Genomic DNA, 21689 nt, shown 5'->3' with positions numbered 1-21689 from the left:
CGAGATCGGCACACCAAACCCGCGCCAGCCTCCATCCTTATGGCGAGACTATAGCGCTGGCCGGACCATCGCACGGCATTCCCCGAAGCCGATGGAGGCAAAGCCTTCGCGCCGGCAGCGGCCCTTGAGGATCACCTCGTCGCCATCCTCGATGAAGCGCCGCTCCTCGCCCGTTTCGAGGCGGATGGGGTTCTTGCCGCCCTGGCTGGCCTCGAGCAGGCTGCCGCAGGCGTCCTGTCCAGGCCCCGAAATGGTGCCCGTACCGATGAGATCGCCCGGGCGCAGATTGCAGCCATTGGAGGTGTGATGGGCTAGCATCTGCGCCACGGTCCAATACATGTGCCTCGCATTGGAGCGAGCCAGGCAATGGGCTGCGAGCCCCCGGCTGCGCAATTCGGCAGTCGTCAGCAGGACCTCCAATTCGATGTCGAAAGCGCCCAGGGCCTGGTCGCCTGCATCGTTGAGATAGTCAAGCGGCGCCGGATCGCCTGCCGGGCGGGGCGCCTGCGCGATGCGGAAGGGGGCGAGCGCTTCGGCCGTGACGATCCAGGGCGAGATGGTGGTGGCGAAACTTTTGGCGAGGAAGGGGCCGAGAGGCTGATATTCCCAGGCCTGGATGTCGCGGGCCGACCAGTCGTTGAGCAGGCAGAGGCCTGCGATCTGGTCGCCTGCGGCCGATATCTCGATCGGGGCGCCGAGGTCGTTGCCGAGTCCGACCCACACGCCGAGTTCGAGCTCATAGTCGAGCCGTGCACTCGGGCCGAAGACGGGAATCTCGGCCTCCGGCCGTTTCGACTGGCCGAGCGGGCGCTGGATCGCGATTCCCGAGGGAAGGACGGAAGAGGCGCGGCCATGATAGCCGATCGGCACATATTTGTAGTTGGGCAGGAGCGGATTGTCGGGGCGGAACAGCTTGCCCACGGCGGTGGCGTGGTGGATGCCGACATAGAAGTCGGTGTAGTCGCCGATCCGGGCCGGCAGCTGGAGCAAGCAGTCGGATGCCTTGTACAGCAAAGGCTCTACCCTGGGACGCAGCGAGCTGGCTTCGGCCAGGAGGCTGGAGAGCGCCTGCCGCAGGGCACGCCGTGGGCCAGGGCCTAGGGCCAGCAAGCCGTTGAGTTCGTTGCCCCGGCTCGCCTCGGCGGCCCGTTCGGCGGCGCCGCTGAGCAGGCCGCCATCGAGGACGGCGCGCAGGTCGAGGATGGCATCGCCGATGGCGACGCCAGCGCGCGGCGTCGCGCCTCCGGGGCTGAAGATGCCGAGCGGCAGGTTCTGGATCGGGAAATCGGCATGGCCGTTCGCGGAGGCGACCCAACTGGTCAAAGCGGGGTCATGGGTCTGATCGAGTTGTGACATCAGGGCCTGTTGGGGTCGAAATGCTTGGTCATCTTGTGGCCGTAGCCGCCATAGTCCTTCTGCAGGGAGTCGGAGCCGGCGGCATAGGCGGACACGCGCTGCGGAAAGCGGCATTCGAACATGAAGGCCAGCGTATTTTCCAGCCGGTGCGGCTTGAGTTCGACACGGCTCGCTTTCTCGAAGGCGTCCAGATCAGGGCCATGGGGTAGCATCATGTTGTGCAACGAGGCGCCGCCCGGCACGAAGCCGCCGCCAGTCTTGGCATCGTACTGGCCATAGACCAGGCCCATGAATTCGCTCATCACGTTCATATGATACCAGGGCGGCCGGAAGGTGTTCTCGGCCACCAGCCAGCGATCCGGGAAGATCACGAAATCGATATTGGCGGTGCCGGGCGTTTCCGAGGGCGAGGTCAGCACGGTGAAGATGGACGGGTCGGCGTGGTCGTAGAGCACCGGCCCGACCGGTGAATAGCGCCTGAGATCATATTTGTAGGGCGCATAATTGCCGTGCCAGGCCACCACGTCGAGCGGCGACTGGTTGATCGCGGCGGACCAGAGAATGCCGCCCCATTTGACATAGAGGCGAGAGGGCACCTCCCGGTCCTCATAGGCGGCGACAGGGGTGAGGAAGTCGCGCGGGTTGGCGAGGCAATTTGCCCCGATCGGGCCGCGTTCGGGCAGCGTGAGGGCGCCCCCGTAATTCTCGCACAGATAGCCGCGGGCCGGGCCATCCCGGAGCTCGACCCGGATCTTCACGCCACGCGGGATGACGGCGATCTCGCCCGGCTCGATATCGATGATGCCGAACTCCGTCGCGAGGCGCAGCGAACCCTGCTGCGGCACGAAGAGCAACTCGCCATCGGCATTGTAGAAATACTCGTCCACCATCGAGCGGGTGATCAGATAGACGTGAGCACCCATGCCGGCATGGGTGGCGGCGTCGCCGGCCGTGGTCAAGGTGTGCACGCCGTTGAGGAAGGAAACCGGTTCGGCCGGGATGGGGAGCGGATCCCAGCGTAGCGGCGCGATCGGAACCTCGACCTCGGGGGCGGGCGCGGTGCGCCAGAAACCGATATCGGCCTTGGTGAACGCGCCCCAATGGCTCACCGTTGGCCGGATGCGGTAGAGCCAGGAGCGCTCATTGGTGGTGCGCGGTGCCGTGAAAGGCGAGCCGCTGAGCTGCTCGGCATAAAGCCCATAGGCGCAGCGCTGGGGGGAGTTGCGGCCGAGGGGCAGGGCGCCCGGGAGTGCCTCGGTTTCGAAGCCGTTGCCGAAGCCCGACATGTAGCCGGCCTGGATAGCGCTGACGGCCTCGCCTTTTCGATCGCTGTCTGGTCGGGGAGACTGGAGATCCATGATCGCCTCCTGAATTCGAACGTTCCTGATATAATCGTTGCGTTTGTAACCATCAAAGGTGCGTCCGGTGCTGCAGATCCTCCTGCCCGAAGGGACTGGCGCTGGGCTGGTTGGAGGCGTCGCCATCTGCGGCTCTACCACGGGTCTCCGGCGTCAATATGAGCACCAGCAGGGCCGGCACGACCATCAAAGCCGCATAGATGGCGACTGACATCGGCGTACCCGTGCGCTCGATCAGGAGAGCACCAATCAGCGGCGCGACCGAACCGCCGAGCACGGATGCGGCCTGATAGGAGGCGGAGAGGGCCGTGTAGCGCACGCGCGTCGGGAACATCTCGGTGACATAGGGGGCAAGGCCGCCCAGCAGGAACCCGTGGGCGCACAGGGCCGGGATGGCGCGAAGGTAGAGAGCCGATGGCGCCTCACCCTTCGCGAGGGTGAACAGGGCAAAGGCGGCGGCCGTGGCCCCGATGAAGCCTGCGATCATCACGGGCCGGCGCCCGATGCGGTCGCTGAGCCAGCCCGAACCGAGGATGACGGGCAGGGAGGCGAGCGAAGCGACGAGGACGACATCGATGGCCTGGGCACGGCTGAGCCCGAGCCGGGTGGTCGCCAGCAGCAGGACGAAGGTCGAGAACAGATAGAGCAGGGTGTTCTCGGCTGCCTTGACGAAGAAGACCTTGGCCATCGACAGTTTCTGGGTGGCAAAGGCTTCGGCCAGCGGCGCATGGGCGATTTCGGTTTCCGACTTGATCTCGAGGAAGGCCGGCGATTCATCCACCTGCCGGCGGGCCCAGAACCCGAGGGCGATCAGCACGATCGAAAGCAGGAAGGGAATGCGCCAGCCCCAGGCCAGGAAGGTCTCCTCGCCGAGCCAGAGCTGCACGAGGCCGAGGATGCCGAGGGCGAGGACATTGGCGGCCGGGCCGCTCGCCATCGGAAAGCTGGTCCAGAAACCGCGATGCCGGGCCGGCATCGATTCGGCCACGATCGTCAGTGCGCCGGTTGCCTCGCCGCCGACCGCAACGCCCTGGAAGATGCGGATGAGCAGGAGCAGGAGGGGAGCGGCGACGCCGATGGTGTCATAGGTCGGCAGGAGGCCGATGGCGACGGTGGCGATACCCATCATCAACAGGCTGACGATCAGCATGTTCTTGCGGCCGAGCCGGTCACCGATCACGCCGAAGACGATGCCGCCGAAGGGGCGGGCGAGGAAGCCGGCCGCAAAGGTGCCGAGGCCGAGTAGGGTACCCACGAAAGGATCGTCGGCAGGAAAGAACACCTTGTTGAAGACGAGCACGGTGCTCGCGGCGAAGATGAAGAAATCATACCATTCCAGTGTCGAGCCCAATGTGGCGGCAAGCATCACCTTCAGGCGGGACGCCATCGAAGCCATCTTCATCCTCCCGGTCGCGGATCTTTGGTTATGCGACCTCCCGAAGAGAAGCGGCCGCTCGTTTATGAAGTTGCAGTTGTAACTGTCGATAATGTAACTATCAAAGCATGGCCAAGCTCACCCTCGAGAACTTTCTGCCCTATCGGCTCAACCGTATCGGAGCGGCGGTATCGCGCGACTTTCGGGCGGTCTATGGCCCGGAGCACGACCTGACGGTGCCCGAATGGCGGGTGCTGGCGACATTGGGCGAATTCGACGAGATGGGCGCGAAGGCGATCGGTGCCCATTCCTCCATGCACAAGACCAAGGTCAGCCGCGCCGTGCGAGCGCTGGAGGAACGCCGCTGGCTCAAACGCCGCGAGAGCATGGAAGACAGGCGCGAGGAGATCCTCAGCCTCACGCCGCTGGGGCGGCGGGTCTATGCCGAGATCGTGCCGCGGGCGCTGGCTTTCGAAGCCGCCTTGCTGGCGGCCCTTGGCCCGGAGGCCAAGGCGCTGTTGCGGGGCCTCGACAAGCTCGAAGCCAGCATGGACCTGCGCTGAGCCTGCCGGGTTTGGAGCGGATGGAATCTCATGCAGGCCGATGTTGGGCTGTCCGGGCTGGCATCCCTCCATCCGCCTCCTGCTGCCGATCGGCGGGAAGGCGCCATCCCTTGACGATGCCATAGATGGCGGGAATTACCACCAGGGTCAGCAGGGTCGAGGAAACCATGCCGCCGATCATGGGAACCGCGATGCGCTGCATCACCTCCGATCCGGCGCCCGTACTCCACAGGATGGGGATGAGCCCGGCCATGATGGCGATGACCGTCATCATCTTGGGGCGAACCCGTTCCACGGCACCCAGCATGATCGCCTCGCGAAGATCCGCCCTGGTAAAGGGCTGCTCCTTGCCGGATCGCTCCGCCTTCACCTCGGCCAGGGCCTGCTGCAGGTAGATCAGCATGACGACGCCGGTCTCCGCCGCGACGCCGGCCAGCGCGATGAAGCCGACGGCAACCGCAACGGACATGTTGAAGCCAAGCCACCACATCAGCCAGATGCCGCCGACCAGGGCAAAGGGCAGCGACAGCATGACGATCAGCGTCTCCGTCAGGCGGCGGAAGTTGAGATAGAGCAGCAGGAAGATGATGAGCAGCGTGACAGGCACGACGATCTTCATCCGGGCCTCGGCGCGCCGGAGATATTCATATTGGCCGCTCCAGCCGATTGAATAGCCCGGAGGCAGCACGATTTTCGCGGCCACGGCCTTCTGCGCCTCGGCGACATAGCCGCCGAGATCGCGCCCGTCGATATCCACGAAGATATAGGTTGCGAGCTGGCCGTTCTCCGTGCGGATGGAGGTCGCACCCCGCGTGAGTTCAACCTTCGCCACCTCGCCCAACGGGATCGTGCCGCCGCCTGGGAGGGGAACTTGCACGTCGGCGGCAATGGCCTGGCGGTTGGAGCGCAGATCGCGTGGATAGCGGATGTTCACGCCATAGCGTTCCCGCCCTTCCACCGTTGTCGTCACGGTCTCGCCGCCGAGGGCCGTGGCGATGACGTCCTGGACGTCGCCTACGGCGAGCCCGTAGCGGCCGAGTGCGTCCCGGTCGGGCACGATGTCGAGATAATAGCCGCCGATGACCCGCTCGGCATAGGCGCTGGAGGTGCCCGGCACGGTTTTGAGAATGGCCTCGATCTGGCGGGCGATCTTTTCCATCTCGGCAAGATCAGTGCCGAAGACCTTGACGCCGACGGGTGTTCGAATGCCGGTCGAGAGCATGTCGATACGGGCGCGAATCGGCATGGTCCAGGCGTTCGATACGCCCGGAAATTGCAGGGCCTTGTCCATCTCGGACTTGAGGCTGTCGAGGGTGATGCCCGGCCGCCATTGCTCCTTGGGCTTGAGATTGATGATGGTCTCGAACATTTCGGTGGGGGCGGGGTCGGTCGCCGTCGCGGCGCGTCCCGCCTTGCCGTAGACCGAAGCAACCTCGGGGAAAGACTTGATGATGCGGTCCTGCATCTGCAGCAATTCGCCGGCCTTGGTGATCGAGATGCCGGGCAGGGTGGTCGGCATATACATCAGGGTGCCCTCGTCCAGCGACGGCATGAATTCGGAGCCGAGCTGACGCGCGGGCCAGATGCTGAGGGCCAGCGCCGCCACGGCGAGAATGATGGTGAGGGTCTTGGCTTTAAGGACTCCGCGAATGACCGGCCGGTAGAGCCAGATCAGGAGGCGGTTGATCGGATTCCTGTGCTCGGGAATGATCCTGCCGCGCACGAAGATCACCATCAGTGCCGGTACCAGCGTGATCGACAGGAGGGCGGCGGCGGCCATCGCGAAGGTCTTGGTGAAGGCGAGCGGCCCGAACAGGCGTCCCTCCTGCGATTCCAGCGTGAAGATGGGCAGGAAGGAGACGGTGATGATCAGCAGGCTGAAGAACAGGGCCGGGCCGACTTCACTTGCCGCATTGACGAGGATCTGAATACGGGACTGGCCAGGCGCAGCGCGTTCGAGATGCTTATGCGCGTTCTCGATCATGACGATGGCGGCATCGATCATTGCGCCGACGGCAATGGCGATCCCGCCGAGACTCATGATGTTGGAGCCAAGGCCGATCAGCTTCATGGCACCGAACGCCATGAGGATGCCGACGGGGAGCATGAGGATGGCGACCAGGGCGCTACGCAGATGAAGAAGGAACACGACACAGACGAGGGCGACGATCACGCTCTCCTCGAACAGTGTTCTCTTGAGCGTTTCAATCGCCGCTTCGATCAGGTGGGAGCGATCATAGACCGGGACGATCTCGGTTCCCTTGGGCAGGCTTGCGGCGATGTCGGCGAGGCGTTGCTTGGCATTGTCGATGACGGTCAGGGCATTGGCGCCGAAGCGCTGCAAGACGATGCCGCCAGCCACTTCTCCCTCGCCGTTGAGTTCGGTGATGCCGCGGCGCTCGTCCGGCCCGATTTCGACGCGGGCGACGTCCTTGAGACGCAGCGGTACGCCGGCGCTGGTCCTGAGCACGATGTTCTCGAGGTCGGCCGGTGATTTGACGTAGCCGCGGCCGCGCACCATGAATTCGAATTCGGAAAGTTCCAGCGTGCGACCGCCCACGTCGCGATTGCTGGCCCGCACGGCGTCGCGCACCATCGACAGGGAGATGCCCTGGGCCTGCAGCCGCAGCGGATCCACCACGATGCTGTATTGCTTGACGAAGCCGCCGACGCTCGCGACCTCGGCCACGCCTTCCGCCTTCGAGGCGGCATAGCGCAGCTTCCAATCCTGCAGCGAGCGCAGTTCGGCGAGCGACATGACCTTGGAGGTGACGGCATATTGATAGACCCAGCCGACCCCGGTGGCATCAGGGCCGAGGCGCGGGGTGACACCGGCTGGCAGGCGCTGCGCCGCAGCGTTGAGATATTCGAGAACCCGGCTGCGAGCCCAGTAGGGATCGGTGCCATCTTCGAAGATCACATAGACGAAGGAGACGCCGAAGAAGGAGAAGCCGCGCACCACCTTCGACTTCGGGACCGTCAGCATCGCTGTCGTCAGCGGATAGGTGACCTGGTCTTCGACGACCTGTGGCGCCTGGCCGGCATAGTCGGTGTAGACGATGACCTGGACGTCGGAGAGATCGGGAATGGCATCGAGGGGCAGCGTCTTCAAAGCATAGAGCCCGGATGCGACGGCAAAGGCGGTGCCGACGAGGATCAGCACGAGGTTGCGTGCGGACCAGGCGATCAGCCGGGCGATCATGGCGTGGCCTCCGGACTGGTCATGCCGTTCAGCGCGGCCTTGAGGTTGCTTTCGGCGTCGATGAGGAAGGTTGCGGCCGTCACCACGCGGTCACCCGCCGCAACGCCGTCGCGGATTTCGACGAAGCCGCCGCCCTGGGCGCCGACTTTGACTACTCGCGGCTCGAAACGCCCGTCTCCCTTGGCAAGGATGACCGTTTGGCGCGTGCCGGTGTCGATCACGGCGCTGTCGGAGACGGTCACCGCCTCCTTCGCGTTACCGGTCGCGATCTCCACATCGGCATACATGTCGGGCAGCAGAAGGCCTCCCGGGTTCGCGAGCTCGATCCGCACCTTGGCGGTGCGGGTTTCCTTGGCCACTTCCGGATAGATCAACGCGATCCGTCCGTCGAAGACGCGGCTCGGCAGGCTGCGGATCCGAACGGTCACGAGGGCTCCGGGCCTGATGGCGCCGAGCTGATATTCGGGCACATCGGCCAGCACCCATACGGTCGAGATGTCGGCGAGGCGGAAGAGAATGTCGCCGGGCGCCGCTTTCATGCCTTCGGTGACGTTGCGCTGGAGCACGATGCCGTCTCGCTGGGCGCGCCATGTCATTGCTGGCGGCACCTTCCGGTTTCGTTCGAGTTCGGCGATGGCTTCGGGAGGGACACCGAGATTTTCCAGCCGCTGCCGTGCGCCGCCGCCCGTTCCTCCACGCCCGCCATTGCCAAGCTCGGTGAGGAACTGGGCGCCGGCAGCGGCGATTTCGGGCGAGTAGAGCTGAAGGAGCGGTTCGCCCCTGGCGATCCGATCGCCCGTCGTCACATCCGAGACCTTGGTGATGAAGGCATCCGAACGCGTGGCGACCACGCTGATGCGACGCTCGTCGAGCTGCACGCTACCCGGGACGCGCACGGGCCGGACGAGCGCGCGCATTGCCGCAATCTCCGTGCGGACGCCCGTCTGCTGCTGCCTGCCTGCTGCGACCCGGACGGTTCCCGTTTCCGGTTCTTCCCCGGCACGGACGGGGATGTAGTCCATGCCCATGGAATCCTTCTTCGGAACCGGCGACGTGTACGCGAGGCCCATGGGGTTGCGGTAATAAAGGATGGGACGGGGGGCTACGATGGCGGGTGCCGGGCGCGCGTCGGTAGGCTTCTCGTCGAAGCTTACCTCCTCGCTGGCGTGGACGGCAACGAAGTCGCGGCCATCCGCTGTCCTGGCCGGCGTTGCCGAATAGGCGGGAGATCCATCGGGCGCGCGATAATAGATTACCGGCCCGGTAGGCCCTGCTGCCGCACTCGCCATGGGCGACGAAGGCCCGCCGGTCAGTGCGAGCATTTGCTGCCAGGCCGTCGCGGAAAGGGCCGGGCCATGCCGGCCTGCCCAATAGCCGCCGGCTCCTGCCGCGATGATCGCGATGAGGACTAGGCTTGTTCGACCGACGCGGCTCATGGCACGGCCTTGAAGACGAGCTTGCTTTCGAGTGTTCCGGTTTCGCCCTGGAGCTTGGCGGCGAGCGACAGCCGCCATCCGCCCTCCATGCTCAGCCTTGCCTTGAATCGATAGATGCCGGGTTCATCGGATGTGATGGCTTCGATCGGGGCCTTCATCGCCGCCATGCCGTCCGGCGCCATGTCGACGCGCTGGGTGAAAATCACCGCGTTGGGGGCAGGCTTGCCAGAGCGCCTGTCGACGAGGCGTACGGCGATTTCCGATGTCTCGTTCAGCTTGACCTCGGGCTGGACGAGTTGAAATTCGTAGTCTGCGATATCGGCTCGCGCGGGGGAGGCGGTTGCGCAGGCAAGGCCGATCACTGCCGCAAGGGCGATGCGGTTGGTGCCAAATGACATCATGTCTGAAATATTCCGGGTTCACTCCTGGCCGACGAACGTCTCCCAAGCCTTTGCGATCCGCCGTAATCGACGAAAAACGCAAGAATGCGTCGGAGCGAAAGCCGGGATCGACAGGCGTTTACGCCAGGACCCGCTTTGCTCTGGAGGAGGTTCGATGGCCGCTACTGCTGTCCGGCCCCGAAGGCGCCGGACAGACTGCCCCAGTACGGGGCGCGGATGAATTCAGGCGCGGGGAGGACGGTCCGGCGGCGCCGTGATGAAGGGCGTCCTGTCCAGGTCGTTGCCGGGCGGGGCGAGGCGGCGGGTCTCGAAGAGAGGTGCCTGGGCCATTACCGCGATCGGATCACCGGGGGCGCATTTGGCCATGCAGACGATCGCCACCGGGCAGGACTTCTGCCCTCCGGGCAGCGAGGGGTTCTGTTCGGGGCAGCACGGCATGTCGGCAGCCATGGCAGCCTGGCTCGCCGCGTGCGACGGCACGGCCGCTATGGCAGCCGAGAAGGGCGCCATCGGAGCGCTCAGCAGGCTTGCGATCATGACGATCGAGAGCATGCGGGAAAGGAGATGCCAGCAGGTCACGGCAGAGTGATGTCACGTACTGGGGGAAATGAGAAGTCCTGCCGTATTCACATTCTCGTCGGTGCCCCAAGGCGGGAGAGCGGGCAGGGCGCCCGCTCTGCGCTTCTCAGCCGCCCACCATCAGCTTGACGATCTCGTCATGATTGGTCTCGGCGATCAGGCGCTCGCCCGCCAGGGTGCCGCGGCGTAGCACCACGATCCTGTCGGAGACCGCGAAGATGTCCTGCAGATTGTGCGAGATGAAGATGATGCCGCGCCCCTGGGCCTTGAGGGTCTTGATCAGGGAGACGACCTTGCGCTGCTCGGGCACGCCGAGAGCGGCGGTCGGTTCGTCCATGATCAGCACCTGCGCGTTCCAGTAGACGGCACGACCGATGGCGACCGCCTGCCGCTGGCCGCCGGAGAAATTGCCGACGGGGGCATCGAGGCGAGTCACGTGGAAATCAAGCTGCGCCATGGTCTCCTGCGCCGCCTTGGCCATCTTCTTGCGGTCGAGCACGGGCAGGAAGCCGAAGGCCTTCGTCATCGGCTCGCGTCCCAGGAAGATGTTGGCGCCGATGGAGAGATTGTCGGCGAGTGCGAGGTCCTGGTAGATCGTCTCGATGCCATGGCCACGCGCGGCCTCGGGGGTCGCGAATTTCACGACTTCGCCCTTCAGCCGGATCTCGCCACCATCGGCCTGGTAGACGCCGGAGATGGTCTTGATCAGGGTCGACTTGCCGGCGCCGTTGTCGCCAGCGAGAGCCACGACCTCGCCGGCATTGAGCTGGAGCGAGACGCCGTTGAGCGCGGTGACGCCGCCGAAATGCTTGGAGACGTCGCGTATGTCGAGGAGAGGCTGGGTGCTCATGAGCGGCGGCCTCCGGCAATGCTGCGCTGGGCCTGGTCGACCAGCACGGAAACGATGATGACGACGCCCACCGAGACGAATTGCCAGAAGGGCTCGACATTGATGTAGACGAGGCCGAACTGGATGACGGCGATGACGAGCGCTCCGGCCAGCGTGCCGGAGATCGAGCCCGAGCCGCCGAACAGGCTAGCGCCGCCGATCACCACGGCGGCGATCGAGTCGAGCAGGAGCGGTTCGCCGGCTTGGGCCGCACCAGCGGTGAAGCGGGCGGCATAGAGCACGCCGCCGATGCCGGCGCAGACAGCCGACAGCACGTAGAGCTTGCGGGTATGCCTGGAGACATTGATACCGGCCCGCAGCGCGGCCTGCTCGCTGGCGCCGATGGCATAGGTGTGCTGGCCGAAGCGCGTCTGCGAAAGCAGATAGTGCATCAGGATGAGGAAGAGGGCGGCCACGATCACCACGACGGGCACCCCGTAGAGGCGGCCATTGCCAAGCGCTGCGAACCAGGCATTCGAAACCGGGACGGTGGTGCCGCCGGCGAGCAGATAGGCGATGCCGCGAGCCACGCCATACATGCCGAGCGTGCCGATGAAGGGAGGGACCCTGAGTTTCGAAATCAGCAGGCCGTTGATATAGCCGGGGACGGTGGCCACGGCGACGCCGGCCACAATGCCGATCAGCATGGCCGGGAAGGGCGGCATGGAGGCGCCCGCGAGATTGGCGGTATGGGCCGCCACCACGGCCGACAGCCCCATGATGAAGCCGATCGAGAGGTCGATGCCGCCCGAAATGATCACGAAGGTCGAGCCGAGCGCCAGCAGAAGCGGGGCGACGGCATAGATCGAGATCGATTGCAGCGTGGGAACCGAGAATACGAAGGTCGAGCCATAGGCGATCCGGGCCCAGCACTCGAAGAAGACCAGGAGCAGGACCAGGAAAAGCCAGGCCCTGAGCTCCGCGATGCGCAGAAGGATGGGATGAGGTCCTGCCGCGGGCTGCGCCCGACTGAGGGAGGATTGGGCTGCCGACATCAGGCGCTCCGTTGAGAGGTCATGAAGAGGCCGCCGGGCCAGAGCGTTTTCCAGAAAAGTTGACAGACTTTTCGATTAAGAAAACGCGTCAAAACAAAAAGTTAGAGAAAAATGGCAATTCGGAGAAAAGTCATTTTCCTCTAGAGCGTCCTGCTCCAAAGGCTCCGGCGGCGCAGATGCGAGGAAGGCCTCATTCCTTGTAGATGAAGGCGGCAACTTCCGGCTTGTCGACGTTGGACTTGTCCATCACGGTGAAGCCCGTGCCGATCGAGGCAGGGATCGATTGGCCAGTCAGATGGGCATAGGCGGAAAGCACGCCGAAATAGCCGATCTCCGCCGGATGCTGGGCGATGGCGATGTCGACCAGGCCGGACTTGATGTTGTCGACGATCGTGGCCGGAGCGTCGAAGGCGGCGACACGGATCTTGCCACTCTGGCCAGCCTGCTGCACGCCATTGGCGGCACCCAGAGCGGAGAACAGATTGGCGCCGAACACACCGGCAAGATCGGGATTGCGGGCGAAGACCGACTGCATCTGCGAAGCGGCCTTGTTGGCATCATTGTCGTTGAATTGCGTTTCAAGAACAGAGATATTGGGATAATTCTTCATCTCGTCTTTGAAGCCTTCCTCGCGCTGATCCGTGGTCGAGATGCCCGGCTTCACATTGGATACATAGACCTTGCCCTTCTCGCCGATAGCCTTGGCGAGGGCACGGGCCGCGATGCGCCCGCCCAGAATATTGTCCGAGGCGACATAGGAGAGCGGGAAGTCGGCGTCACCCGCGCCGGTCTGATATTTGCCGGTGCCGATGAAGGTATCGACGGTGATCACCGGAATGCCGGCATCGATGGCCTTCTTCAGCGGCTGGACGAGCTGAACCTTGTCGGTCGGCGCAATCAGGATGGCGTCGGGCTTGCGCGCGATGACGGCATCGAGCACGGGCGTCTGCGTCACCGGGTTGAAGTCGGGCGCGCCCTGGAACACCAGTTCGGCTCCCACCACCTTGGCGGCGGCCTCTGCGCCCTTGCGCATGGAGATGTAGAAGGCGTCGGTGGTCAGGCCCGGGATGAGGGCGATGGTGTATTTCTTATCCTGGGCCTGCGCCGGAGCGGCGAGCACGCTGGCCCCGATGGCAAGAGCCGCGAGGGCCGTAAGCAGTTTCCTCATGTCGTTTCCTCGGTTTGACGTAAGTCGGATCGATCCCTCCGGCACGGATCCTCTTCTGACGGGAGGTAGCCGGCCGGTCATGGCGGGAAAGGCCGCCGATCAAGGTGAGGAAAGAGATTTTGATTGCGGCCAACGCGAGTAAATTCGCGTCGCGCGCTCTCGTCTTCTCCTTCCCTGAATTTGTTTTTGTCTTTTATTAATTGTCAGACTATGGTTTTGCGTGATGAGCGTCAATTAAAGATATTGCTCATGGAAAAATTGACAAAATGTGCCTTGTTCGGAGGAAGGGTTTTGGCATTATCGCATTGAACTAAAACATTATATTTTTTGAGAGCAATGATCGGATCAAATTTCCGGGTGGCCAATTTTATGGCATGTAAAAAATAAAATTGTTTGCCTGTGTAAAAATTCAAGGCGAGCTGAACACGACAGGGAGCGGCGGTTGGTGCGAAAGATCAGGAACATGGCCGAGTTCGCCGAGCTCAGTGGCATTTCGCGGCCAACCGTGTCGAAATATTTCAACGACCCTGGCAGTGTGCGCAAATCGATCCGCACTCGCATCGAGCGGGCCCTGGCCAAGTATGACTATCGGCCGAACCTGTTTGCAGTGAACCTCAACCGAAAGCGGCCCAAGATCATCGGCGTGATCGTGCCCGATACCTCGGACATGTTCTATTCGGAGATGGTGCGTCACATCGAGCGACGCTGCGCGCAGGATGGTTACTTCGTGCTGGTGCTCTCCTCGCGAGGAGATGCCCTGCATGAGGCGCGTTCGGTGGAGACGCTGCTGTCGCTCAAGATTGCCGGAGCGATCATCGCCCCCCTCGGCGCCTATACCGATGCGACACGGATGGAGACCCTGCGTGCCCATATTCCCGTGGTCTATCTTGATTCCTCCCTGCAGGACGGCTCGCCCTTCGTCGGCACCGACAATGAGCAGAGCATCGGTCTGATCACCGATTATCTCTGCCGCACGGGGACGCCTCCCTGCTTCTTTGAAATGCCTGCGGTCAATCACAATGCCGCCGAGCGCAGCAATGCCTATGTCCAGGCAATGGAGCGGCTCGGCTTCCGGCCGGAGATCATCACTGTTGCAGGCAAGCCGGACTGGCGTTTCGAGGAAATCGCCTATGCCGAGGCCCTGCAGGTGATCGACGGCGCGGGGTTTCCGACCTCGACGGTGCTGTGCGCCAATGACCGTATCGCCGTAGGGGTGATGGCCGCCGCCTTCCAGCGCGGCCTGAAGGTCGGACGTGAAGCCGATTGCCGATTGCGCGTCGCCGGCCATGACGACCAGCCCTATAGCCGTTTCGGCTGTCCGCCCTTGACCACGGTGGCGCAGGACTTTTTCCGCCTCGGCAATCTCGGCGTCGAGTTGCTGCTCGCCCAGGTCGAGGGCGAGGAACCTGCACAAGGACAGCAGCAATTGCGGCTCGAGGCACAATTGATGATGCGGGCTTCGGCCTGATTGCGATCCACATTTTACGGAGACCCTACATGACCAAGCTTCTCGACCTGGCCCTTGCGCGCCGTGCCGGAAGGCCGCGGGGCATCGCCTCGATCTGCTCGGCTCATCCGGACGTGATCGAGACGACGCTGGCACATGGCCGCGAGCGCGGGCGTGAGGTGCTGATCGAGGCGACCTGCAACCAGGTGAACCAGGAGGGAGGCTATACCGGCATGACGCCGGCCGATTTCAGGCGTTTCGTGCTCGGGAAGGCGAAGGCAGTCGGCTATGACACTGCCGGTCTGGTCCTTGGCGGCGATCATCTCGGTCCCAATCCCTGGCGCCATCTCGAGGCGGAAGAGGCGATGGCCAAGGCCGAGGCGATGATGGCGGCCTATGTCGCGGCGGGGTTCGGCAAGATCCATCTCGATGCCAGCATGGGCTGCAAGGGCGAACCCGAGGCGCTCGACGACGAAACCACGGCCAGGCGTGCCGCCCGCCTGACCTGGGTGGCGGAGCAGACAGCCCGCGACAATGGGTTGCCTCTGCCGGTCTACATCATCGGCACAGAGGTGCCGGTGCCGGGGGGCGCCTGGCATGCGCTCGACAGCCTGCAGCCGACCGCGGCGGGAGCGGCACGCCAGACCATCGAGACCCATCGGACCATCTTTCGCCAGCAAGGCGTCGAGGCGGCGCTGGAGCGCGTGATTGGTCTCGTGGTGCAGCCCGGCGTCGAATTTGGCCATGAGGATGTGGTGGTCTACCGACCCGAGAAGGCCCGGGATCTCATCGGCGTGCTGGGCAACGAGCCCTCCCTCGTGTTCGAGGCCCATTCCACCGACTACCAACCACGGGAAAAGCTGGCGCAACTGGTGGCCGATGGCTTTGCCATCCTGAAAGTCGGGCCCGGCCTGACCTTTGCCTGGCGCGAGGCGCTCTACGGCCTCGATCTCATCGCCGGGGAACTCGATGCCTCCTATGGCGAACGCTCGCTGGCCAGGGCGATGGAGGCCCTGATGCTGGCCGAACCCGGCTACTGGCAGCGCTATTATCAAGGCGATGCCGCCGGCCGGCACGTGCTGCGCCATTATAGCTACAGTGACCGCATCCGCTATTACTGGCCGCATCCGGTCGCAGCGCGCGCCGTGGCGCGCTTGTCGAAGGCGCTGGCGGGGCGCACCTTGCCACCCACTTTGGTGCATCAGTTCGTGCCTGCAGCGGCGGGGTATGACGGACCGCTGGATATGGCCGCCTGCCTCTCTCTGGCCATACGCGCGGTGCTGGACGATTATGCCGGGGCGACGGCGGTGCAGTGAGTCGGCGCCGGCATTTGGTAACAAAGCCGTGAGACCGGCCGTAGAGAGGAAGGCTCGTGCATAATCCCATGCGCGAAGAGGAGTGGGCGGCATGGTTGCGGCAGTCGATCGCTGGAGATGCGCCGGCTTATCGGCGGTTCCTGCAGTCGGTGACGCCCTATCTGCGCGGCACGGCGCGCCGCTATTGCGAGCGTTTCGGTGCCCCATCGGCGGAGGTCGAGGACGTCGTGCAGGAAGTGCTGCTCGCCATTCATCTCAAGCGTGGAACCTGGGACCAGTCGCGCCCGCTCGGTCCCTGGCTTTCGACGATCGTGCGCAACAAGATGATCGATACCATGCGCCGTCGGGGACGGCAGGTTATGGTGCCGATCGAGGACGTGATCGAGATTCTCGAAGCGCAGGAGCCGGCAACCGTGCTGTCCCAGCATGAGGCCGAGAAAATGCTGGCGCATCTCAAACCGCCGCAACGGCACATCGTGGAAGCCATCTCCTTAGGCGGCGTCAGCATCCGGGAGACGGCTGCAAAGTTGAAGATGACGGAAGTGGCCGTGCGCGTTGCTTTGCATCGGGGCCTCAAGAAGCTCGCAGCGCTCTATCGGAGTGACCAGTCGTGAAGACCGACGATCTCATCAATGCCATTTCGGAAGATGCGCCGGTCAGATGGTCCCTCGGCAGGGCTTTCGGACTGGCGGTGATCGTCGGGACGGCTTTTTCGGCCATGCTTTTCTTCGTCGGCTTCCGTCCTCGTCCCGATATCTCCGCGGCTGCCGAGACATGGCGCTTCCTGTTCAAGTTCGTGGTGACGGCATCACTGGCCGTTTCGGCCTGTGGCCTGATCCTGCGTCTGGTCAGGCCGGGTGCACAATCGGGGGGATGGCGCCTTGCTTTGGTCGTTGCACCCTTGCTCTTGATTGGCGCAGTCGCCGTGGAAATGATGGTCATGCCGCCCGCCAGTTGGGGAATACGCTGGATGGGTGTCAATGCCCGCTATTGCCTGATGCTGATACCCTTGCTGGCGCTCGGGCCGTTGGCCTGCATTCTCTATGCCCTGCGCCAGGGCGCTCCCGAGAACCCCGGCAGGGCCGGGGCGGTGGCAGGCTTGGCCGCCAGCGGCATCGCGGCAACCCTTTATGCCAGCCACTGTGTGGACGACAGCCCGCTTTTCGTCGCCACCTGGTATAGCCTGGCGACAGGTATCGTCACCGTCTTGGGATATATCGCCGGCCGTCGTTTGCTGCGCTGGTGAGCACGGCATGGCCTCGTGGCCATCGACATGCTCTGCAATGAAGCGGGTATTTTGAATATCCCTGCAATATGTTGTTATTGTTATTTGTTCTTTGAATTTAACTTCCAGGGCGGTGGCTATTCTCCGATAGCCATCACCAAGCCGCTTTGCTTTTTACGCGGAAACGAATGATTTGGTTTGGGTCTTATGGTTATCATTCTGTAAAGACTGGTTTTTTTGAGAGAGTCTAGCCGTTCGGTCGATGCCTCTGCAGCGCCTGGATATAGGTGAGGAAGAGTTCGCGCTCCGACGTGATGTCCAGCTTTTCATAGATGCGAAGCCGGTGGTTCTTCACCGTCCCACGCTGGAGCTTGAGGCGCTGGGCAATGGTGGCGGTAGGGTGGCCTTCGAGCACCAGCTTGACGATGTCGATCTCCCGGGGCGTGAGGGTCGGATTGAGCTTGGAGATGATCGTCTGGTCGTAATCCGTTGAAGAGGATGCCGATTTCTCCACCGTGAAAAGCCAGCCTTCCGACGCGGAGCCATGGGTTGGCGAGATACGGGTCCTGTGCAGAACGGTGGCTTCGTCCAGTATGGCTTCGCCGGCATTCTCGACCGTCAGCCGTTCGACGGCACGCGGCAGGCCGGCATCCCTGCTTTCAAATTCCCGCCAGGCCTCCGATGCGTGGATGACGCAGCCTTCGAGGTCGCGCAGCATGATGGCCAGCGGCAGGGAGACGCCGCCTGCGCCGCGCCCGATCGCCGCCGCCAGGACCGCATTGACATGCGCGCTCTCCAGCCCGGCAAACAGGGGATAGAAATCTTCCATGGCCGTGCGTTCACTGTCGAGGAAGCGGCCGATGCGACGTTCCAGGAACAAGGCAACGCTGGCCCGTCCCATGGCGGGAAGGAAGTAACCAAGTTCGTCGGTGATGCTGGATTCCTGCAGGAATTCGCGGACATAGCGGCTCTGCCGGGTGGCCGTGGCCGGAAACATGTCGAGGCTGACGACGCCGGGCCGTTCCGTCTGCGCCCAATAGCGATGGAACGGGTCGAAGACATGGAAGGTCGTCTCATATTGGCGGGCCAGGGCATCCGAGAAACCGTGATGCATGAGGAAGCTCGGCCGGCCGACCGCCGAATAGCGCACCATGGTGGCGATGTCGTGCGAGACCAGGGAACGGAAGGCCGCGAGCAGGGCGACATAGAAGTCGGATGTTCCTACCAGCCGGGCGGCCTCTCCGATGGCAGCATTGACGGTGGCGAGCGGAAGGCCGGAAGCGATCAGGGAAGATTTCATCCGTACATTCCACGCCGAAGTCGCATTCGGCCACAGGTGCTGTCTGACATAAGTGAGACGCTGCCTTTGTCATGCCCGGACCCTGGCCCAGGCATCCAGCGGCCCCGATAACCGGAAGGGAGCTGGATTTCCGGGTCAAGCCCGGCAATGACAAAGGTCGAGCTAATTTAATCCGTCTATTGACCCGCAAACCCTTGGCATAGAGGCAGGGTAGCGTTCCCTGAAGCTTTCTACCAGAGCGCCCCCCCGGTGATCTGGATGTTTTCGGCCGTGATGCCTTTGGCGGCCTGGCTGCAGAGAAAGACAGCGAGACCAGCCACTTCGTCGGGTTGGATGATGCGCTGCTGCGGATTCTGAGACGCAATCCGGGCCATGGCGCTTTCCAGGCTTTCCCCCTTGCCGTCGCGCTCGGCGACCTGGGCGACGTTGCGGCGCATCAACTCGGTCTCCACCCAGGTCGGTGAGATCATCACGGCCGTGACGCCATGCGGCGCTCCTTCCAACGCTACGCAGCGCGTCAAGCCCAGCAAGCCGGATTTGGAAGCGCAATAGGCCGGGTTGTCCTTCCAGCCGACACTGGCGGCCGTCGAGCCGATATTGATGACGCGGCCCCAGCCCCGCGCGATCATGCCGGGCAGGAGGCTGCGCGTGGTGCGAAAAGCCCCGGTGAGATTGGTGTCGAGGATCTTGTCCCAGAGTGCATCGGAATGGCCGCTGACCGGCTGTTCGGCCGTGGTACCGGCGGCGTTCACCAGGATGTCGATGGGGCCGCAGGCTGTTTCGGCCGCCTCGATGAAGGCCTCGATGATCTCGCTGGAGCGCACGTCGAGATGGCCGGCATGCACCTTGACGCCCTCAGCCTCGAGCATGGCGCGCACGCGCTGCAGTTCAGCCCGCTCGGGATAGGCGGCGGCATCGCCCAGGCGCGCGCCTTCGCCGATATAGGAGCCGACCGCGACATTGGCGCCGACGCTCGCCAGAGCCTGTGCGATGGCGAGGCCCTGGCCGGTGAGGCCGCCGGTGATGAGCGCGGTACGGCCTTTCAAGCTGGTCATGGTCTTCCCTTATGGCCGGATGAATTCACGGGCCTCGGCCTCGTGATACGACTTCGTCCCGCGATAATATTGCAACGAAGCATCGCTCCAGGGCTGATAATCCCAGGGCGTGATCTTGCCGGTGCTCAGCGCCTTGTAGACGAGGCGGCGCCGACGTTGGCTGGCGATGATTTCCCGCTTGAGCCTGGACATGTCCCACCGGCGCTCGACCTCGCCGAGCATGTCCCGCACCACGCCCGCATGGCCCCGATCTCCTGCGAGGTCATGCACCTCGTCCGGATCGGCTTCCATGTCGAAGAGCTGCGGCGGGTCGTGCTCGACATAGGTGAATTTGTAGCGGCCCTTGCGCAGCATCACATAAGGGGCCGCCACGCCCTCCGACATCAACTCGCTGACCGCGATACGATCGTCGGCGTCCTGTCTCAGGAGGGAGAGCAGGCTGCGCCCGTCGGGACCTTCGGGGTAATCGTTCCATTCCGGGCCAGCGGCGATCTCGACCAGGGTCGGCAGGATATCGACGAGGGAAGCATTCGCCTTGATGCGGGCGCCTGCCGGCACGTTGGGGCCGGCCATGAGCAGGGGCACGCGCGACGACCAGTCATAGAAGCTCATCTTGTACCAGAGGCCGCGCTCGCCAAGCATGTCGCCATGATCGGCGAGGAAGATCACGATGGTGTCCTTGCCATGCCCGGAGCGCTCAAGCGCATCGAAAACCTCTCCAACTCGCTCGTCGAGATAGGACACGCTGCCGTAATAGGCGTGGCGGGCAGCGCGCACATGCTCATCGCCGACCCCGAACTCTCCGCGATCATATTGTTCCCACAGTCGCCGTGAATGCGCGTCCCGTTCGGCTGGAGGAATGAAAGGCACGCGGGGCATGTCGATCTTGTCGTGATCGTAGAGATCCCAGAACCGTTGCGGCGTCACATAGGGATCGTGCGGATGGGTGAAGGAGGCAACGAGCAGGAAGGGGCGATCGTCGCTGTCGCGCGCCTGGTCGAACAGCCAGCGCCGGGCGTTGTGCGCGACCTCCTCATCATAGTCCTGCTGCAGGGCCCGTTCGGCTATGCCGGCGTCGCTGACGTTCTTCATGTTGTGGAACCAGTCCATGGTCCGCCACGGATCGTCCCAGTCGGCCGTCCAGTTGAAATCGGATGGACAGATGTCGGTCGTTACCCGTTCTTCGAAACCATGCAACTGATCGGGCCCGATGAAGTGCATCTTGCCCGACAGGCAGGTCCGGTAGCCGAGCACGCGCAGATAATGGGCGAAGGTGGGAACATCAGACGGGATCTGCGCGGCATTGTCCCAGGCCTGGATGTTCGAACACAGCCGCCCAGTCATCAACGCCAGCCGCGCGGGAGCGCAGAGGGGAAAGTTGGAGTAGAAATTGTCGAAGACCGCACCGGTTTTGGCGATGCGGTCGAGGTTGGGGGTCTTCACAACAGGATGGCCGTAGACGCCGAGCGCCGGGGCACCCAACTGATCGGCCATCAGAATGAGGATGTTGGGGGGACTCATCGAGCATCTCCCTCGGGTTCAAGAGGCCGCTTGAGCCATTCGCGATAGAAGCCCTCCAGATCCGGCTCGAAATCATGCACGATCGGATAACCGGGAGCGGCTGCCTCGACCTCATGAAGGGTGCCGCAAGACTGGCAGAGGAATTCCCGGATTTCCATCCATTCCGGATCGGGGATATCGGAATTGGGATAGATCTCGCGCAGGGCCTCCTTGGTCCGGCGCACGCGGATATGGGCACCGAGTTTCCAGTTCTTCCTGTAATGCCCGAACTCCTGGCCGCATTCGCATTTGGTAACGCGGCCATTCGGCGTGTCGGCGATGAAGAGATGATCGCCGACCGGCAGCAGGATCGGGTCCTTCCAGGCCATCCGCTCCTGCAGGACCTGGATATAGGTCTGGAAACGGTCGTCGTCCTTATAGGCGCTCATGATCTGCCGGGTCTGGTGCCAGGGCAGGCTGCCGGCAACGAGTTCGCGAATGGTTTCCTTGGGATAGCTGGACAT

The 21689-nt window shown here is 63.6% G+C and carries 19 protein-coding genes; 5 read left to right on the top strand and 14 right to left on the bottom strand.

Going from position 1 to position 21689, the window contains the following annotated elements:
- Window positions 1-48 precede the first annotated feature (48 nt).
- Genes fahA through AB4037_RS19015 form a run of 3 tightly spaced genes read right to left on the bottom strand, consistent with a single transcriptional unit; the run spans window position 49 to window position 4110 of the window.
- Window positions 49-1356 carry a fumarylacetoacetase gene (fahA, locus tag AB4037_RS19025; RefSeq protein WP_441772567.1) on the bottom strand — a complete coding sequence of 436 codons (1308 nt, stop codon included), beginning with the start codon at window positions 1354-1356 and terminating at the stop codon, window positions 49-51.
- Window positions 1356-2714 carry a homogentisate 1,2-dioxygenase gene (gene hmgA, locus AB4037_RS19020; RefSeq protein ID WP_441772566.1) on the bottom strand — a complete coding sequence of 453 codons (1359 nt, stop codon included), beginning with the start codon at window positions 2712-2714 and terminating at the stop codon, window positions 1356-1358. The genes fahA and hmgA overlap by 1 nt, the downstream gene beginning before the upstream one ends.
- A 52-nt stretch (window positions 2715-2766) precedes the next feature.
- On the bottom strand, window positions 2767-4110 hold the full coding sequence (locus AB4037_RS19015) for an MFS transporter (RefSeq protein WP_441772565.1): 1344 nt from the start codon (window positions 4108-4110) through the stop codon (window positions 2767-2769).
- A 107-nt stretch (window positions 4111-4217) separates the two neighbouring features.
- Here AB4037_RS19015 and AB4037_RS19010 point away from each other — a divergent pair, with 107 nt between their 5' ends.
- A complete protein-coding gene (locus tag AB4037_RS19010) occupies window positions 4218-4652 on the top strand; it encodes a MarR family winged helix-turn-helix transcriptional regulator (RefSeq protein ID WP_434955950.1) in 435 nt (144 codons plus the stop codon).
- A gap of 28 nt (window positions 4653-4680) precedes the next feature.
- Here the strand turns inward: AB4037_RS19010 and AB4037_RS19005 are convergent, their stop codons facing one another.
- The 7 genes from AB4037_RS19005 to AB4037_RS18975 all read right to left on the bottom strand — a co-directional run bounded on the left by AB4037_RS19005 (window position 4681) and on the right by AB4037_RS18975 (window position 13322).
- Window positions 4681-7854: an efflux RND transporter permease subunit gene (locus AB4037_RS19005; protein WP_441772564.1), complete on the bottom strand. Its 3174-nt coding sequence runs from the start codon at window positions 7852-7854 to the stop codon at window positions 4681-4683.
- Complete coding sequence (locus tag AB4037_RS19000; RefSeq protein WP_441772563.1) at window positions 7851-9290, bottom strand: efflux RND transporter periplasmic adaptor subunit; 1440 nt, start codon at window positions 9288-9290, stop codon at window positions 7851-7853. The genes AB4037_RS19005 and AB4037_RS19000 overlap by 4 nt, the downstream gene beginning before the upstream one ends.
- Window positions 9287-9691 (bottom strand): FixH family protein, encoded by a 405-nt coding sequence (locus AB4037_RS18995; protein ID WP_434955953.1) that lies wholly within the window; start codon window positions 9689-9691, stop codon window positions 9287-9289. Before AB4037_RS18995 ends, AB4037_RS19000 begins: the two co-directional genes overlap by 4 nt.
- Before the next feature lie 222 nt (window positions 9692-9913).
- Window positions 9914-10243, bottom strand: a complete 330-nt coding sequence (locus AB4037_RS18990; protein WP_434955954.1) for a hypothetical protein — start codon at window positions 10241-10243, stop codon at window positions 9914-9916.
- 133 nt (window positions 10244-10376) lie between these two features.
- A complete protein-coding gene (locus tag AB4037_RS18985) occupies window positions 10377-11120 on the bottom strand; it encodes an ATP-binding cassette domain-containing protein (RefSeq protein WP_434955955.1) in 744 nt (247 codons plus the stop codon).
- The gene (locus AB4037_RS18980) at window positions 11117-12154 is read right to left on the bottom strand and encodes an ABC transporter permease subunit (protein ID WP_434955956.1); all 1038 of its coding nucleotides are present in this window, start codon (window positions 12152-12154) and stop codon (window positions 11117-11119) included. Before AB4037_RS18980 ends, AB4037_RS18985 begins: the two co-directional genes overlap by 4 nt.
- 190 nt (window positions 12155-12344) lie before the next feature.
- Window positions 12345-13322, bottom strand: coding sequence for an ABC transporter substrate-binding protein (locus AB4037_RS18975; protein ID WP_434955957.1), 978 nt, complete (start codon window positions 13320-13322; stop codon window positions 12345-12347).
- A 463-nt stretch (window positions 13323-13785) separates the two neighbouring features.
- Between AB4037_RS18975 and AB4037_RS18970 the strand changes: the two genes are divergently transcribed.
- The 4 genes from AB4037_RS18970 (at window position 13786) to AB4037_RS18955 (ending at window position 17331) form a co-directional block, all read left to right on the top strand.
- Window positions 13786-14790, top strand: a complete 1005-nt coding sequence (locus tag AB4037_RS18970) for a LacI family DNA-binding transcriptional regulator (protein WP_441772648.1) — start codon at window positions 13786-13788, stop codon at window positions 14788-14790.
- A gap of 29 nt (window positions 14791-14819) precedes the next feature.
- The gene (locus AB4037_RS18965; protein ID WP_441772562.1) at window positions 14820-16085 is read left to right on the top strand and encodes a D-tagatose-bisphosphate aldolase, class II, non-catalytic subunit; all 1266 of its coding nucleotides are present in this window, start codon (window positions 14820-14822) and stop codon (window positions 16083-16085) included.
- Between the two features lie 68 nt (window positions 16086-16153).
- Entirely contained in the window at window positions 16154-16699 is a 546-nt protein-coding gene (locus AB4037_RS18960; RefSeq protein ID WP_441772647.1) for a sigma-70 family RNA polymerase sigma factor, read from the top strand.
- Window positions 16696-17331 (top strand): NrsF family protein, encoded by a 636-nt coding sequence (locus tag AB4037_RS18955; RefSeq protein WP_441772561.1) that lies wholly within the window; start codon window positions 16696-16698, stop codon window positions 17329-17331. The genes AB4037_RS18960 and AB4037_RS18955 overlap by 4 nt, the downstream gene beginning before the upstream one ends.
- Window positions 17332-17557: 226 nt before the next feature.
- Here AB4037_RS18955 and AB4037_RS18950 read toward each other — a convergent pair whose 3' ends face one another.
- The 4 genes from AB4037_RS18950 to AB4037_RS18935 all read right to left on the bottom strand — a co-directional run bounded on the left by AB4037_RS18950 (window position 17558) and on the right by AB4037_RS18935 (window position 21689).
- Window positions 17558-18610: a response regulator transcription factor gene (locus AB4037_RS18950; protein WP_441772560.1), complete on the bottom strand. Its 1053-nt coding sequence runs from the start codon at window positions 18608-18610 to the stop codon at window positions 17558-17560.
- Between the two features lie 230 nt (window positions 18611-18840).
- Window positions 18841-19665 (bottom strand): SDR family NAD(P)-dependent oxidoreductase, encoded by an 825-nt coding sequence (locus AB4037_RS18945; protein WP_434955961.1) that lies wholly within the window; start codon window positions 19663-19665, stop codon window positions 18841-18843.
- Between the two features lie 9 nt (window positions 19666-19674).
- Window positions 19675-21186, bottom strand: a complete 1512-nt coding sequence (gene betC, locus AB4037_RS18940) for a choline-sulfatase (protein WP_441772559.1) — start codon at window positions 21184-21186, stop codon at window positions 19675-19677.
- Window positions 21183-21689, bottom strand: a complete 507-nt coding sequence (locus tag AB4037_RS18935; protein WP_441772558.1) for an acetone carboxylase subunit gamma — start codon at window positions 21687-21689, stop codon at window positions 21183-21185. The genes betC and AB4037_RS18935 overlap by 4 nt, the downstream gene beginning before the upstream one ends.

This window comes from Labrys sp. KB_33_2, assembly GCF_052114505.1.
Taxonomy (GTDB): Bacteria; Pseudomonadota; Alphaproteobacteria; order Rhizobiales; family Labraceae; genus Labrys.
This window is presented reverse-complemented; position numbering and strand designations above follow the sequence as displayed.